Here is a 16,345-nt window from a genome sequence, read left to right as displayed (position 1 = left end):
TCTTATCTTTTCATTATTGCTGCATCCGAATTCATTATCACATTGGCTACGACAGTATTGGCAGCCAACAAATTTTGATCAAGCGACGGGTCAGGCTTATACATCCCCATGCTCATCCAACCTTTGGATCTAGATTCCTCAGACTTAAAGTTTTCAATTTCTTTCTCTCTCAATTTCATCAAGACATCTAGTTCCTTCTCCTCGACTTCTCTTCCTGTCAATGCTAAGAATGCCTGCGCTACTCCCTCCGCTGGTAGATCTGCTTTGGTGATCGATTCTCCCAACTTTCTTGAGGCTTCTACATACGCTGGATCATTCATGAGAACAAGTGCTTGAAGTGGTGTATTAGTATTTTGACGCCTCACAATACATTCACTTCTGTCGGGTTGATCAAATGTCCCTAATGTTGGATTAGGATTTGATCTTCTCCAGAAAACATATAAGCTTCTCTTATAAATAACATCAGTTGTATCTTGGTGATATGCTCCATGACCAAAGGCATATAACCCTTTTGGCTGATATGGTTTAACACTCTTTCCTCCAATATCTTCTTTCATCAGGCCACTTGCTTTAAGTGCATTATCTCTCATCATTTCACTAGACAGCCTAACTACCGGCCCTCTAGCCAAAAGTCTATTCTCACCGTCGATTGCTCTCAACTCTTCAGGACAATAAGAAGATTGTCTATAAGTAGCAGACATTACCATTTTCTTTTGAAGCGCTTTTACATCCCAGCCACTTTCAATAAACTCAGCTGCTAACCAATCCAACAATTCTCTGTGCGTAGGTAGCTCTCCTTGATTACCGAAGTCTTCTGTAGTTTTGACTATTCCGTTCCCAAAATAGTTTTGCCAGTACCTATTTACTGTCACACGAGCCATCAATGGATGATCTCTGCTCACTAACCACTGTGCTAGCCCCAATCTATTTTTAGGATAAGACTCATCGAATGGTAAAATCAAATCTGGCACACCTGGAAATACTTGTTCCCCATGTGCATCGTATGCACCTCTCTCCAGAATGAATGACTCACGCGGCTCTTCCATCTCTTTCATGACCATGATTTCTTGAACCTCATCTACTAAAGCCACTTTTTCTGCCTCGGCTTTCTCCCAAGACTTTTTGGCCTGATCGTAGGCAGCTGAGAAATTATTCCAGTAGTGTTCTTCAAGTAATTCTTTTTGAGTCGTGGACAAACTAGTGGGTGCAGCTGCCAATAAAGATTTGAAAGACTCATTATTACCCAAAGACATCACATCTAAAGCACTCAACTCTCTATCAAAGACCTTGATTTCATCGACCAATCCGTTTTTCAATCCAAGACCTCTCCATCTTCCTCCAAACTTCAACCCTGGTTCAACTGGGTTTTTATGGATTTGATCTGTCATTTGGTTGAATTTGAATTCTTTGTAGAGGTTATCATTCTCCACAGTCATTTCTATCTCCTTGCCATTCAAGTACAACTTAGCACCACTCGCTTTACTAGAGCCATCATACGTCATCGCTATATGTGTCCATTGATCTCGAGGAATATCTTCTTTAGATATTTTAATTATAGCATTTTCAGGATAAGTATGTGCCAGAATCACCTGTAGCTGCCCATCTTTGATATATACATTATAACCTTTCTGACTATAAAGTCTATATCCTTTATTCTTATGGAAAATCACTCCTTCTTCCAACTCTGACGGTACATTCACCCAAGCTGAAACTGTGAATTGATCAGCACGACCATAAATCCCTACTGGCTTCAGGTCGAGCCAAGTATCTCCGTCCATTTTCAAACCTTGACCCGACTTGCCCTTGACATAGTTCGGAAGCTCCTTCTTACTTCCAAAACGTTCCATTTTGCCTTTCTCAGAGCCAAGCTTATTCTTGAGTGTATTGTTTAAATTGAAGTGAGCTACCAGTCCTTTAGGTGAAGAACTAGCCTTCTTATATAATCCATTATCAATCCATTTCTGAACATTATTTGCTTCAGATTTTTTTACTTCTTCGAGCTGAGACTTTCCTTCCGAGGTAATCTTTTTCAAGTAATCAATTTTATCCTTTTGCTCATCAGTTGGCATTAGCATAGTAGGAACAGGAATATCAGTACTTGCCCAAGATATCTGTCCTGTTTCATTTACATTATTGAAGAAACTATACATCTCATAGAAGTCCTTCTGCGAAATAGGATCGTACTTGTGATCATGACACCTAGCACAAGCTAAAGTCAATCCCATGAATGCCTGACCAGTCAAAGATGCTCGGTCAGCCACATACTCTACTCTAAATTCCTCATCTACAATTCCTCCTTCAGCATTTTGAGGATGGAGCCTATTGAATCCAGTAGCTAAAATTTGCTCCTGAGTAGCATTTGGTAGTAAGTCCCCCGCTAACTGCCAAGTCACGAACTCATTATATGGCTGGTTTTTGTTAAAGGAATTAATCACCCAATCTCTCCAAGGTGACATGTCTCTTTCTCTATCCGTAGAATATCCGTTGGTATCAGCAAAGCGTGCTAAGTCTAACCAATCAGCAGCCATCTTCTCACCATAATGCTCAGAAGCTAATAATCTATCTACCTGCTTTTCATAAGCACCTTCACTGTCATCCAACACAAAAGCCTTAATTTCTTCTACTGTAGGTGGCAATCCTGTTAAGTCTAGTGTTAACCTTCTCAATAAAGAATGCTTGCTCGCCTCTTCACTTGGTTGTAATTTTTTCTCCTCAAGCTTCTCTAATACAAAGTAGTCGACTTCATTTTTTACCCACTCTTCGTTTTCAACGTCTGGAACTTCTTCTTTTTCTATCTTAGTAAAAGACCAATGCGGCTCGTACTTAGCTCCATCCTCAATCCATTTGGTCAATGTAGCTTTCTCCAGTGCAGTCAAGGTTACATTGAACTTAGGAGTCGGCATTACATATTCAGGATCATCTGAAATGATACGAAGAAAGGCTTCACTATTTTTTAGACTTCCCGGAACAATAGCGTGCTTCCCTGGATTTTCTGGTAGTTCCGCATAAGCAAATTCCGAATCATGTAGTTGTAATCCGCCTTTGATTTTTTGATTATCTGGTCCATGACAAGCAAAACACTTGTCTGACAAAATAGGCTTTACATGTATATTAAAATCTAACTCTTTGGGCAGAGTCTTGTATGCCTCAGCTACGTCATCTGGTAAATCCATCTGACATGCCGAAAGCCAAATAATCGCTAATAGATAAAGGTAATTCTTAGTCATCGTACATTCAATTTTCACATTCTGCTAACGAAGCGTGTCTTTCAAATACCAAACAAGAAAATAGATCCTTATCCAGTCTAACACTTTTCCAAAAGTGGATAATCCGTGTATTTTTACATAATAAAAGCTATAGACTCCATATAGACTGAATGAAATATTGAAATGACTGGAGTCACATAAACTCATGATTTACATCATTATTGAGGGGTATATTCTAAATCAGCATGCATAATAGACTAGCACTTTATAGACTTTTCACTTTTTTCACACTCTTTATTTTTCAGACTTCTGTCTATGGTAAATCATCAAAAGAGCTCCCGGAGTTTAATGATTGGATGGCATTGATCAAGTCCAGTACAGAAAATGATTCCACCATTACACATCATGAAAAGCAAGTAGAAATCGCACTCATGGAAGGTGACACTCTGGCTGCTATTAACAACCTTAGAGAACTTGGTTCTCTTTACACTTCAAGAGTAGATTACGGAGACTCTTATGATACACACTGGAAACTTATCATGCTTGCGGAGGCATCGGGTGATAGCATCTCTTTAGCTAGAGCCTATAATGGTATGAGCATATTATATAGCTTATATGAAAGAAGAGATGTAGCACTGGATTACATAGAAAAATCTCTAGTCATTAGAAAAGAACTTGTAGCCAAAGGAAAAGCTGAACAAAAAGAGCTTGGAAGTAGCTACTTTCCTCTAGCCATTCATTATCGATTCAGTAATGACTTACAAAGAGCAAAGATCTACTTAGATAGCTGTAAACTTTATTGGTCAACTGGACTGCTAGTAAGAGCTGAAGATGGTTATCAAGCAATCTGGAATGGTAATTATGAAAAAGCTCGAAAACAATTGATCCCTATTGAAGATTCTATCGCAAACAACCTTCAGTCTTACATGGTAATATTCTATTCCAACCTGGGGGACCTTCACTTATATTCTAAAAACTATGACAAAGCTATTGAGTATTACAGCAAGTCCATACTCAATGGATATGAACACCTTAGGCACCTAAATTACATACCAGATATTTACTTGCAGTTGGCAAAGGCTTATCAAAGTATAGGTGATTTCAGGAATGCCAATAAATACCTCATCACAGGTAATAAAATCAATGAATGGCTATATAGTAGTCGAAGTGAAAACAACCGATACCTGCTTGAAATCAAAGACGACGTTCGTATCGCTAAAGAGAAGAAAGAAAAATTACTCAAAGAGCAACGCATCACTCAGCTGGAACATGAGCAACAAGTCTGGTGGCTCAGAACAATAATAATTTCTGTCTCAACTATTTTCCTTGGTGTAATGGCTATTATTTGGTTTAGAAGAATACGAAGAAAACACAAAGAAGAACAGGCTAAACTGGAACAAAAAAGAAAAGAAGAAGACGCTAAAAACAAAGAGATCCTTTCTATTAAGAATCGAGAATTAACGAATTCAACACTTCAAATCATCGCTAAGGATGAACTACTTTCTGACCTGAAAGAAGACTTGGATAAACTGCAAAAATCTTCCAATTCGAAAGAAGTACAATCACTCATCAACAATATCAAGGTAAATAAAGATATCAGTTGGTTGGAGTTTGAAAATCGATTCACAGCAGTAAACAGTGATTTTTTCGAAAAACTTAAAGAGCAATTCCCACACTTAAAACCATACGACCACAAAATATGTGCGTTGATTAAACTTAACTTCTCAGGCAAGGAAATGGCTAAGCTGCTTGGTATTTCACCAGAAAGCGCTAACACATCTCGGTACAGACTCAGAAAACGCCTAGGACTAAAAAAGGAAGATAACCTAGTAGAGTTTATTGACTCTATTTAAGCAAAGTACCACATACATTCAGATATGTATTAGAAAACAAAACCCCATTCCGAAATCGAAATGGGGTTTTTAAAATATCAATTAAGACCTTAATTAGTCTTTCTTAGCTTTCTCTTGCTTTGGAGGTCTTGGAAGTAACACCTTTCTTGACAGCCTGAACTTACCAGTTTTCTTGTCAATATCGATCAACTTCACTTTCACTTCTTCACCAGCTTCTAGCACACCATCCATAGACTCAAGTCTTTCCCACTTGATCTCAGAGATGTGAAGTAAACCATCTTTTCCAGGCATGAACTCAATGAAAGCTCCGAACGGCATGATCGATTTCACCTTACCTACGTACTCCTCACCTACTTCAGGCATCGCTACGATATTCTTCACACGTCTCAATGCATCATCCATAGAAGTACCATCATTAGCAAAGATGTTTACGATTCCATTGTTATCATCTTCATCTACTACAATCGTAGCACCTGATTCTTTCTGGATTTCTTGAATAATCTTACCACCTGGCCCGATTAATGGTCCAATCATTTGCTTATCAATCTTCATCGTATGAGATCTTGGAGCATGATCTTTCATCTCAGCTTTAGACTCAGACAAGGTCTTTCTCATCTCGTTCAAGATGTGAGTTCTACCTTCTTTAGCCTGCATCAATGCCTCAGTCAACACTTCGTAAGACAAACCATCAACCTTGATATCCATCTGACAAGCAGTGATACCATTATCGTTACCAGTCACTTTGAAGTCCATATCTCCTAAATGATCCTCATCTCCCAAGATATCTGACAAGATTGCATACTTACCAGTCTCAGGATCAGAAATCATTCCCATTGCGATACCAGATACTGGAGATTTAAGCGAAACCCCTGCATCCATAAGTGCTAATGAACCAGCACATACGGTTGCCATAGAAGATGACCCATTTGACTCTAGAATGTCAGATACTACACGAATCGTATATGGATTTTCATCATCAGCAGGAAGCATTGGCTTGATTGCTCTCCATGCTAAGTTTCCATGACCTACTTCTCTACGTCCAGGACCTCTTGCTGGTCTAGCTTCTCCAGTAGAGAAAGCTGGGAAGTTGTAATGAAGCATGAACTTATTATATCCAGAGTGAACTACTCCATCAATCATTTGCTCATCTAACTTAGTACCTAAAGTCACAGAAGTCAATGATTGAGTCTCTCCTCTAGTGAATACAGCAGAACCGTGAGCTGAAGGCAAATAGTCTACTTCAGACCAAATTGGTCTTACTTCGTTTAATTGACGACCGTCTAATCTTACTCTTGTTTCAAGTACACAGTTTCTGATCGCTTCTTTTTCCACATCGTGGTAATATTTCCCGATCAAAAAGTCGTTGTACTCTTCACCTTCTGGTAGCTCAGGCAATGCCTCAACATACTCATCGATGATCGCCTTGAACTTCTCTTTTCTTAGCGCTTTATCAGCAAGACCTTCTTTAGCAACAGCATATACTTTGTCGTAAGTTTTAGCCTTAATATCTTCGAATAATGCCTCATCGCTATCTTCGTGAGAATACTCTCTCTTCTCAGTTTTACCAACAGCAATAGTCAATTCGTTTTGAAGTTTACACTGCTCTATGATAGCCTCGTGAGCCGTTTTGATCGCTCCGATCATTATCTCTTCAGAAACTTCAAGCAATTCACCTTCAACCATCATGATATCTTTCTCAGTACCAGCGATGATCATATCTAATTCAGAACCTTCTAATTGTTCTTTGCTAGGATTGATTGTGTACTCACCATCTTTATAAGAAACTCTTACTTCAGAGATAGGGCCGTGGAAAGGGATATCCGATACGGCGATAGCAGCAGATGCAGCCAATGCAGCCAATGCATCAGGAAGATCACCTTCCTCCAATGAAATCAATGAGATTGCTACCTGAGTATCTGCATGATAATCACCTGGAAACAAAGGTCTCAAAGCTCTATCTACCAATCTACTCACAAGAATTTCATAATCTGAAAGTCTTCCTTCTCTCTTTAAAAAACCTCCTGGAATCTTACCTCCTGCAGCGAATTTCTCTTGATAATCCACAGATAGAGGCAAGAAATCAACGCCGTCCTTAGCATCTTTTACAGACACTACAGTAGCGAGAAGCATTGTGCCTCCCATTTTGACTACAACCGAACCATCAGCCTGCTTAGCAAGTTTTCCTGTTTCAATCGTAATCTCTCTGCCATCTGGTAAATTGATGGACTTAGTTACTACGTTCAATGACATAAGTTTACGTTTAGTGAATTTTGACCGAGTGAATGAGTGTGAGTAATAGCCAAAATTCGTTTCTTAAAAAAGAGTGAGAAAGTAACAAGAAAGGGAACCCTTTAGAGTTCCCTTCTGCGCATATCTTATTTTCTGATACCTAATTCAGCGATAATCGCTCTGTATCTACTGATATCCTTTTTGTAAAGGTAATCTAGAAGACTTCTTCTCTTACCTACCAATTTCAAAAGACCTAATCTAGTAGAGTGATCTTTTTTGTGAGTTTTCAAGTGCTCAGTCAAATGATTGATACGAAAAGTAAAAAGAGCGATCTGCGACTCTGCAGAACCTGTATCTTTTTTAGCTTTCGCCCGACCATGATTCTCGAAAAGCTCTTGTTTCTTTTCTGTTTCTAAATACATGCTTAGTACGATTTAAAAGTTTCTAAAAATTTAAGCTGCAAACTTACACAATTACAAATGATATAATAACAATGAACAATAATTTATACCCATCCCAAATCCGTATATCAAGTTCAAAACTTTTGGTGAGTTAAAAGCCTAGGTAACCACAATTCATACTTCTTCAGATTTAGTTAATAATGATGTTGACAGCTTCAAGAGATACTATATATCTTAACCAAAAAATTCTAATAGTTATGAATAAAGTTATAATTAATTCATTTTTAAAATCTCTCACTTTCTCCCTTATAATCGCATTTTGTTTTGCTTGTAGCGAAGATGAAAGCAGCAATGATCCTGAAAATGACAATAATGAAGAAGAAAGTACTGTTGATGAAAGTAATACTGAATCAGGAATAGAAACAAACATCGATAACTCTCAAATACTAGCCATTATCAATGAGCATAGAGAAGCAGGAGTTGTTTGTAATAAAACAAGTAAAGAAGCTGTACCTGCACTTGAGTGGGATGACAACCTAGCTAAAGCAGCCTTAGACCATAGTAACGATATGCAAAAAAACGATTATTTCAGTCATGATGGACTTAATGGATCTTCATTCTCTGACAGAGTAAAAGAAACAGACTTTGATGGATTCCCTGTAGGAGAAAATATTGCAAAAGGCTATCAATCTGAAGAATCAGTAATGGATGGATGGATGAATAGCGAAGGACACTGTAAAAACATCATGAATGGAAATGCAACACACATTGGTGTGGCTAGATCAGACGATGGAGCTCTTTGGACTATGGTGTTAGGGAATAAATAATACCTCTTTAACTAACCGCACTCTGAGGTACCCACCCTTTACAAGCAAGAGCTAATTCAGAAATCAAAAAACATTGGAACCAACTAATTAAAAATTCCATAATAGAAACTCAATACTATAAAATTCAAAATATGAAAGTTTTACTTGTTACTCTTCTAACACTCTTCATATCAACACAGATTTACTCTCAAAAAGTGAAAAACTTCACACTTCAATCTGTAACAAATGACAAAGAGTTTACATTAAATGAAGCTAAGGGTCGGTATATAGCATTACATTTTTTATTGAAAACAGAATGTCCTGTATGCATGAGACATACCATGAACTATTACAACAGAGCAGGTGAACTGCCTAATGTTGAACAATTATTTATCAAGCCTGACACCGATGCTGAAATACAAGAGTGGGCTGATGACCTTTCAAAAGATGATGGAATTGACATTACAATTTATCAAGACAAAGAAGCTCAGCTAGCCAGAAAATTTAAAATCCCTCATGGCTACTTCTTCCACAAGCAACTAGTTCATTACCCTGCTTTTATTCTACTAAATGAAAAAGGCAAAGAGGTATTTAGATATGTTGGAAAAAACAATCGAGACAGATATTCATTCGATCAACTCGTCGAGAAAATGAATAAAATCAACAATTAGAGAAAAGCTGTATTAAGCTTTTCTCTTTGATTTCTGACGCTCCTCCCACCATTTCTGAGCCTTGTCAATCCAAATCAAATAGAAGTCCGGATCGAATAATCTAGCATCTTTTCTGGCTTGTTTGAGGAATATTAATCCCGGTGGAAACAATACGAAATTTGCCATCCAAGCAGCATAAAAGCCTTCTATCCTACCTGCTTTGGCCCATTTATCCATCACACTGGTCACCACATAGAATATCACGAAGAAGAACACACTAATAACCACAGGAAATCCTAATCCTCCTTTTTTGATGATGGCTCCGAGCGGTGCCCCTATTAAAAACATGACGATACAAGAAAATGCCTGTGCATACTTCTTGAACTTTTCTACGACATGAGCATCAATAGACTTTCTAAAATTCTCCATTTTACTGAGCGATGTACCTATGGAGGCTTTTATCTTCCTTGCCTCTTCAGTAGCATTTTTAACTGCTTCTTGTCTAAGATATCTGTCAGATAATTTTTCACTCAATGAAGCGTCAACACCATCTCTCGTAACAGCTGCCAAATACATTGAGTCTTTCCTAGCCTTTTGAACAGACTTATTTTCAATAAACTCCAGTACTTCTTCCTTTGGATGCCTTGACAAAGACTGACTTCTCAGTTTAGCTCTTTTGATTCCCTCTTCTGTCTCAAGATCTAACTCATCATTTTCGTCAGTTACTTCTATAGTATCTAAAACCTCTTTTTTCTTCATCTGATCGTAGTCTCGAACGAAAGTCTCTGATGGTGCTACATATCCACCAAGGTTATACTTATATGAAGTTGACAAATTCTTCATCAATGAAAACTGAGCCGAATTTCTTTCGGTTCTCATTGAATCAATACTCTCTTTAAGCTTACCTACACTCTTCATATATCTATTTCCTGCAAAGAGCTTATCATCTGATCTATCTAGATCAAAGGAAGCAAGACTGAAGACCAAATCCATTCTATCAAACTTTGTTCTAATAAAACGATTGATATTTACATCTTCTTTGGTCTTCTTCTTTTTGTTTTTTAGAGTTCCATTCTTATCGTCTTCGATGTAGTGGTTTCCATTATACAACTCCATCATCAAATACCGGTCATCAATGAACGTGTACATTCTACAAGAATCCGAGGATATTACTTTGAGGTTACCACTACTAGACCCAGAATGATCGTAGATCAATACATCTTTCATAGCTACACCATCAGGGTACTTATATTTTACCCTAATACTATAGCCTGGAAGCCCATCATAAAACTGACCCGCTCTGAGATCTAGCGAAGCTTTGGTCTGCTTAATGTCATAGAGTAAGCTGTAAGCTTTGAGATTCGCAGCGGGAACAACTCTGTTGTTAAAAAAGAAAGCACCTATAGACAAACAGATTACAAATACGAAAATCGGAACCATGATTCTGATAAGAGAGATGCCTGCACTTTTAATCGCGGTAAGCTCAAAGTGCTGTCCAAGATTACCAAAAGTCATCAATGAAGAAAGTAAGACTGCTAATGGCAACGCCATCGGCATCATATTGACACTGAAGTATAGCATCAGCTCTGCGAATACTCCAAAACCTAGATTCTTTCCGACAAAATCATCGAAATACTTGAGCATATACTGCAGAAGCAGAATAAATACGGCCACCAAAAAAGTCAGAATAAATGGCGACAAAAATTGCTGGAGAATCAGCTTATCTAATTTCTTCATACAGTTTTGAGAACTAATTCAGGACGAGCCACATCACTTGACATTTTTCTAAACTTCGTGCGCTTCGCAAAATCAATCACGAAGAATAATAAAATGAGGATAAATATGATAAACGCTACTAAAAAGATCTTCTGCGACTTGTTCATGTGGCAAATAAATTGAAAATCAGTTTAGCCTTCAATGTTTAGACCACCAAATTGACTAATCATATTTCTTATAAAGCTTTTTCTTTCCCTTTTTGGAATATTGATACCATTCACCAACTTCCTTGCCAAAAGCATAATTACCTTCAAAAGTCAATTGACCATCATTGTTGTAAAACTTCCATAAACCATCATATTCTCCTTCTTTGTAACTACCCTCCTCGACCAACATACCGCTTTCATTATAAGTAAACCATTCGCCATGAGGCTCTCCTAGGTAATAACTGCCTTTATATTTTATCTCTCCATTTTCATGATACGACAACCACGGACCTTCGTACAGACCTCTTTTATAAACCCCAACTCTTTTAAGCTGGCCTGAACAATAGTAGTATTTCGCACTATCGACTAAATAATCGTATTCATAATTCTCAACACTCATTATCCCTCCGTCTGGACAATAAGTTTGACACACACCATACTGTTTACCTTTTTTGTATTGAGTATCTACATTCAAAGAACCATTTGGGTAGAAATATTGCCACTGACCATGTTGCTGTCCATCAACCAGAGTCCCTGAAGACCTGAGGTTCCCATTTGGATAATGAGTTTGATGTGTTTGAGCATTTAGCTGACTATGAGACTCAACTAAAATCAATAGAAATAAACTGGAGATAAAAATTTTCATATTAGCGTACTAATACGGTACAAAAAGCATGCAGAACGTATTAGTTCCAAATTATATTGTGAAGTGCGTTTTATTACTAGTCAAAAATATATTAAAATTGGCACTGCAAAATCACAAAATACTAACTATGATTAACTCCAAAAACTTACAAAGCATCCTTTCAGTAGTGGTTGCGGCTCTTATTTTGAGCTCTTGTGGGTCGAATAAAAAATCCAAGACTGAATTAGAAGCTGAAGCAGAAGTATATGAAGCTGCTGAAAAGCAATTATTAAATGAAATCGACAAAGTGGTACATGACATGCCACCTCCATCAGAGGTTCCATACATGTTGATGGCTACTGGTGCAGAATTCAACAAAGAATTGATCAATCCGATCGAAAACGCAAAGAACTATTATAACTCTGCCGATAAGGCGGCCTTGAACTTGGGAGCATTTGCTTCTGATATTGGATACCTTTCTTCATACGATCAAGCACAGGATGCTCTAAAATATATGGAGGCTTGCCAAAAGCTAGCTGACCAAATCGGTATCGCTTCTGCTTTTGAATTAGAATTGATGGAGAGATTTGAAAAAAATCTTGGCAACAAAGATTCTTTAGCAAACTTGATCAACTACGCTCTGGATGTAGCTGAACAAAAACTCGAAGCAACTGATAGACTTCAAATGGTGGCATTGGTTCTTTCTGGTAGCTATATCGAAGGATTGTACTTGTCTTGTATGGTATTGGAAACGTATCCAGAAGACTTACTTCCTGAAGCTCAGAAAAACATCATCCTTGAGCCAATCGTGAGAGTGATTATCGATCAAGAGAAACCTTTAGATGATGTCATTAAATTATTGAAAGATCTAGAAAGCGATCCAGTTATCGCTGAGGTCATTGCTGAATTTGACATTTTAAAGGCTCTTTACAAAGAAGACTTGAAAGATGTAAAGACAAGAATCAGTGAAGGTGATAAGACATTAGTTTTAGACAAAAAATTGTTGGCTGATGTGATTTTGGAAGTGAAGAGAATTAGAACTGAAATGGTTCAATAATTCTTCCAATTAAGAAAATTATGAAAGCGTTGGGGTGACTCAACGCTTTTTTTATTCCCGTTTTTATCCTAACTCTTTACAAATATGTCAACATCCATTACCGACATCTCCAACTCTAGGACATTTGAAAAGGTTTTCAAAGAGTACTATTCTCCTCTTACAAACTTTGCTTATCAATATCTCCGAGATCATGAAGAAGCTGAAGAGATAGTTCAAGAAACCTTCTCAAAGGTGTGGTCTAAGAAATCAGATCTTGAAATAAAAACTAATATCAAATCCTATCTATTCGGTGCAGTCAGAAATGCATGCCTGAATAATCTAAAGCACCAGAAAATCATAAGAGAACATGAAAACTATGAAATGCATAGAGATCATAGTGACTCGACTGACTTCATGGAATTAGACGACTTGCAGAAACAAATCGATTCAGCACTAGAAGAGCTTCCAGAAAAATGCCGACAAATTTTCATAATGAGTCGATACGAAGAAAAAAAATATCGTGAGATAGCTGACGAACTAAAAATCTCAGTCAAAACAGTAGAAACGCAGATGAGCCGAGCTTTGAAGGTCATGAGAAAGGCACTTCAGCAATATGTTCCGCAGTTTGTTTTTTGGGTATTATGGGCCATCGAAAAAAATCTGTCAGGGTAAAATTAATCTTAGGTGTCAAAAGAATAACTACGCATGAATAGCGAATCAAAACATAACGTCAACGAAGAATTACTTTACAGATATTTCAATGAAGAATTATCTGCAAGTGATGTCGAGTTAATAGAAAATTGGAAGTCCGAATCTAAGGACAACCTCAAATTCTTCGATGAGACTCAACTGCTTTATCTCGATCAAAAAGCTATATCTCAGGTTGGCAAGGAACAAAAACAATACAATACCTCCTCCGCTTGGAATCAGTTCAAAGAAATTCACTTTGAGAAACCAGCTCTTCATATCAAGATTTCTTATACCGCATTGAGAATCGCTGCATCTATTATTTTATTGATAGGAACTGGGTTATTTTACTGGATACAGATCAATAGCATCTCTGATGTAACCTTTACGGCCAATGCGGATAAAACCTCTTTGACATTAGAGGATGGATCCATTGTTCTATTGAGTGATGGAAGTTCTATTACTTATCCTTCCTCTTTTTCTGATCAAGAAAGAAAGGTCAAACTAGAAGGAAAGGCTTTTTTTGACATTACCAAAAACCCTGATGCTCCTTTCGTAATTGACTTACCCAACACTCAGGTTCAAGTCCTAGGAACAAGTTTTGATATCGATGCGAGCAAGTCCGATAGTGTAGTAGTATCGGTTGAAACTGGAAAGGTATGGTTCAAATCTTCCAGAGATGCTCAAGTATTGACACCTGGTCTAAGTGGGGTGTTTGTATCCTCCTCTACAGATATAAGAAGTGTAGAAACTCCCAAAAACAGTATCGGGAACTTCTGGAGGACACGCACACTAGATTTTGATGGCGTATCATTATCCAGAGCTGTTAATATTATCAGTAAGAGCTACGAGAGCAATATCATACTTTCGGGAAGCAACTTCGAAAACTGTAAAATTTCTGTTCGGTTCGAAAATGAACCTCTCGAGAATGTCATCGACATTATAAGTACAACACTTTCATTAGAAGTACAACAACATGAAAATCAATACATTTTACAAGGCAGTGGCTGTGAGTAGATGGGTCACTGCATTAGTTTTTAGCTTGACTATTAGTCTTACAGTTGAAGCTCAGCAGTCTTATTCTATCCAGTTTGAGAACACATCTACAGTAGCAGCTCTCAAACAAGTCCAATCCTTGAAAAATGTAAAACTATCCTACAATCCTGACCTATTTGATCAAGCATCTGTAGTCAACAAATCGTTCAAAAACGAATCTATTGACAATATCATCTCTGAGATACTTCCCAGAGAATTTGAAACGAAGAAACGGGGCAACTACTACATTATCCAAAAAAGAAAATTAGAAAAAACGCCAAAGGACTTCCTAGTAGCGGGTCAAATAACGGACGCTACCACTGGAGAGATAATATCAGGAGTATCAGTGTATGAAGTCAATGAACTGACCCCTACTCTATCCAACCAAGCTGGTGAATTTGATTTCACCGTCTCCTCCAAAAGAGAGTACATCACTGTGGCGGTGAGCAAAGAAAATTATCTAGATACTGTCTTGACTATTAACACCAGAAGCAGTTTAGAAAACCAAATCGTTCTTCAACCCAAAAAGGAAAAGAAACTAAAAATAGAGATGGATCGATTCAATATCGACACTCAGTGGTTTGTGAATTTCTTCACTCCAAGTGAAACGATGAAACATTCTAAAAATGTAAAGTTCAAAGAAGTAAGACCAATTCAACTATCGGTCATTCCAGGAGTCAGTACCAATGGCAAACTCAGTAGTCATGTTAAAAACATGTTCTCTTTTAATTTGATATCGGGTTACAACGCTGGAATACATGGAGTAGAGATAGGTGGAGTTTATAACATCCTTCGCAAAGATGCAGTCGGTGTACAAGTTGCTGGTTTTGGTAATACCATTGGAGGTAAAGTAAATGGTGTACAAATAGCAGGATTTATCAATACAGCTAGCAAGGACATAGAGGGAGTCCAGATAGCGGGATTCAACAACGTGACCGCGGACTCTATATCAGGAGCGCAAATAGCGGGATTTTCAAACGTGTCTAAAAAAGTAGAAGGTATTCAAATCGCTGGATTTAGTAATGTCAGTTCGGATAGAATTGATGGATTACAAGTATCAGGTTTTTCCAATTTTGCCAAAAACAACATCGACGGTATACAGCTCTCCGGCTTTCATAATTCTTCCAAAAATCTAAATGGTGTACAGTTATCTGGAGGTGTTAATACTGCCAAAGATGTAGACGGCTTGCAACTATCAGGCATTGTCAATACCGCTGAAAAGATCAATGGTATGCAAATGACAGGAATAGTCAACCGAGCTAAAAGTATGGATGGCTTTCAATTTGGATTAATCAATATCGCAGATTCATTGACCAAAAACTCTGGAACATTTGGACTGATCAATATCTCTAAAAATGGTAAATCTGAAATCGGACTCGAGTACAGTGACTTTATGGATGCGACGCTAAGTTTTAGATCTGGAGGCTATAGTCTATATACCATATTATCTTCTAGTTTCGAATGGAGAGGCGAAGATCCATTATTGGCTGGAGGTTTTGGAATTGGTACTCAACTCAATTATACACCTAAATTCTACAACAGCTTTGAAATTTCAGCTCATCAAATATGGGACATTTACGATAGTAGAGCGAGTCAAGATCTCAACTTAATGAATCGTTTTCACCTCAACTTCGGGTATTCGATCGCAAAAAACTTATCTCTCAACGCTGGCCCCGTGTTAAATATCTACGTGACGAAAATCTATGATGAAGAGACTGGTAAATATGGCAATATCAGAGAGACTGTAGGAAGGTTTGAGACTATAGAAGATGATGTCTATATCGGTATGTGGATGGGATTCAATGTCGGACTTAGGTTTTAGTAGTTAGTAATTTAATGGATTCTTATTTAGCCCCTCAAACAGAGCACAACTTCTTTATTATAGTGCCTAACCC

12 protein-coding genes are annotated in these 16,345 nt (G+C 37.7%); 7 read left to right on the top strand and 5 right to left on the bottom strand.

Going from position 1 to position 16,345, the window contains the following annotated elements:
• Positions 1 to 2: 2 nt before the first annotated feature.
• The gene (locus tag DKG80_RS00625; protein WP_109829351.1) at positions 3 to 3,227 is read right to left on the bottom strand and encodes a DUF1553 domain-containing protein; all 3,225 of its coding nucleotides are present in this window, start codon (positions 3,225 to 3,227) and stop codon (positions 3 to 5) included.
• 224 nt (positions 3,228 to 3,451) lie between these two features.
• Here DKG80_RS00625 and DKG80_RS00620 point away from each other — a divergent pair, with 224 nt between their 5' ends.
• Complete coding sequence (locus tag DKG80_RS00620; protein ID WP_109829350.1) at positions 3,452 to 5,059, top strand: tetratricopeptide repeat protein; 1,608 nt, start codon at positions 3,452 to 3,454, stop codon at positions 5,057 to 5,059.
• A gap of 93 nt (positions 5,060 to 5,152) precedes the next feature.
• Here DKG80_RS00620 and pnp read toward each other — a convergent pair whose 3' ends face one another.
• Both pnp and rpsO read right to left on the bottom strand, forming a co-directional pair.
• On the bottom strand, positions 5,153 to 7,309 hold the full coding sequence (gene pnp, locus DKG80_RS00615) for a polyribonucleotide nucleotidyltransferase (RefSeq protein ID WP_109829349.1): 2,157 nt from the start codon (positions 7,307 to 7,309) through the stop codon (positions 5,153 to 5,155).
• Positions 7,310 to 7,434: 125 nt separating this feature from the next.
• Complete coding sequence (gene rpsO, locus DKG80_RS00610; protein WP_109829348.1) at positions 7,435 to 7,710, bottom strand: 30S ribosomal protein S15; 276 nt, start codon at positions 7,708 to 7,710, stop codon at positions 7,435 to 7,437.
• 236 nt (positions 7,711 to 7,946) lie between these two features.
• Here rpsO and DKG80_RS00605 point away from each other — a divergent pair, with 236 nt between their 5' ends.
• Positions 7,947 to 8,516: a CAP domain-containing protein gene (locus DKG80_RS00605; RefSeq protein ID WP_162555597.1), complete on the top strand. Its 570-nt coding sequence runs from the start codon at positions 7,947 to 7,949 to the stop codon at positions 8,514 to 8,516.
• A 131-nt stretch (positions 8,517 to 8,647) separates the two neighbouring features.
• Entirely contained in the window at positions 8,648 to 9,166 is a 519-nt protein-coding gene (locus tag DKG80_RS00600) for a peroxiredoxin family protein (RefSeq protein WP_109829346.1), read from the top strand.
• A 12-nt stretch (positions 9,167 to 9,178) separates the two neighbouring features.
• On the opposite strand, the gene DKG80_RS00595 is transcribed toward DKG80_RS00600, so the two are convergent.
• Positions 9,179 to 10,882 carry an LptF/LptG family permease gene (locus DKG80_RS00595; protein ID WP_109829345.1) on the bottom strand — a complete coding sequence of 568 codons (1,704 nt, stop codon included), beginning with the start codon at positions 10,880 to 10,882 and terminating at the stop codon, positions 9,179 to 9,181.
• Between the two features lie 201 nt (positions 10,883 to 11,083).
• Positions 11,084 to 11,713 (bottom strand): toxin-antitoxin system YwqK family antitoxin, encoded by a 630-nt coding sequence (locus DKG80_RS00590; RefSeq protein ID WP_109829344.1) that lies wholly within the window; start codon positions 11,711 to 11,713, stop codon positions 11,084 to 11,086.
• A gap of 127 nt (positions 11,714 to 11,840) precedes the next feature.
• On the opposite strand from DKG80_RS00590, the gene DKG80_RS00585 reads away from it, so the two are divergent.
• The 4 genes from DKG80_RS00585 (at position 11,841) to DKG80_RS00570 (ending at position 16,272) form a co-directional block, all read left to right on the top strand.
• Entirely contained in the window at positions 11,841 to 12,749 is a 909-nt protein-coding gene (locus DKG80_RS00585; protein ID WP_109829343.1) for a hypothetical protein, read from the top strand.
• Positions 12,750 to 12,833: 84 nt separating this feature from the next.
• Positions 12,834 to 13,400, top strand: a complete 567-nt coding sequence (locus tag DKG80_RS00580) for an RNA polymerase sigma-70 factor (RefSeq protein ID WP_109829342.1) — start codon at positions 12,834 to 12,836, stop codon at positions 13,398 to 13,400.
• Positions 13,401 to 13,433: 33 nt separating this feature from the next.
• A complete protein-coding gene (locus tag DKG80_RS00575) occupies positions 13,434 to 14,432 on the top strand; it encodes a FecR family protein (protein ID WP_109829341.1) in 999 nt (332 codons plus the stop codon).
• Positions 14,392 to 16,272, top strand: coding sequence for a peptidase associated/transthyretin-like domain-containing protein (locus tag DKG80_RS00570; RefSeq protein ID WP_109829340.1), 1,881 nt, complete (start codon positions 14,392 to 14,394; stop codon positions 16,270 to 16,272). The genes DKG80_RS00575 and DKG80_RS00570 overlap by 41 nt, the downstream gene beginning before the upstream one ends.
• Positions 16,273 to 16,345: the final 73 nt, after the last annotated feature.

Source organism: Reichenbachiella versicolor (genome assembly GCF_003171675.1).
GTDB lineage: Bacteria > Bacteroidota > Bacteroidia > Cytophagales > Cyclobacteriaceae > Reichenbachiella > Reichenbachiella versicolor.
Note: the sequence above shows the minus strand (reverse complement) of the source record. Positions and strands in the feature narration are given on the sequence as shown.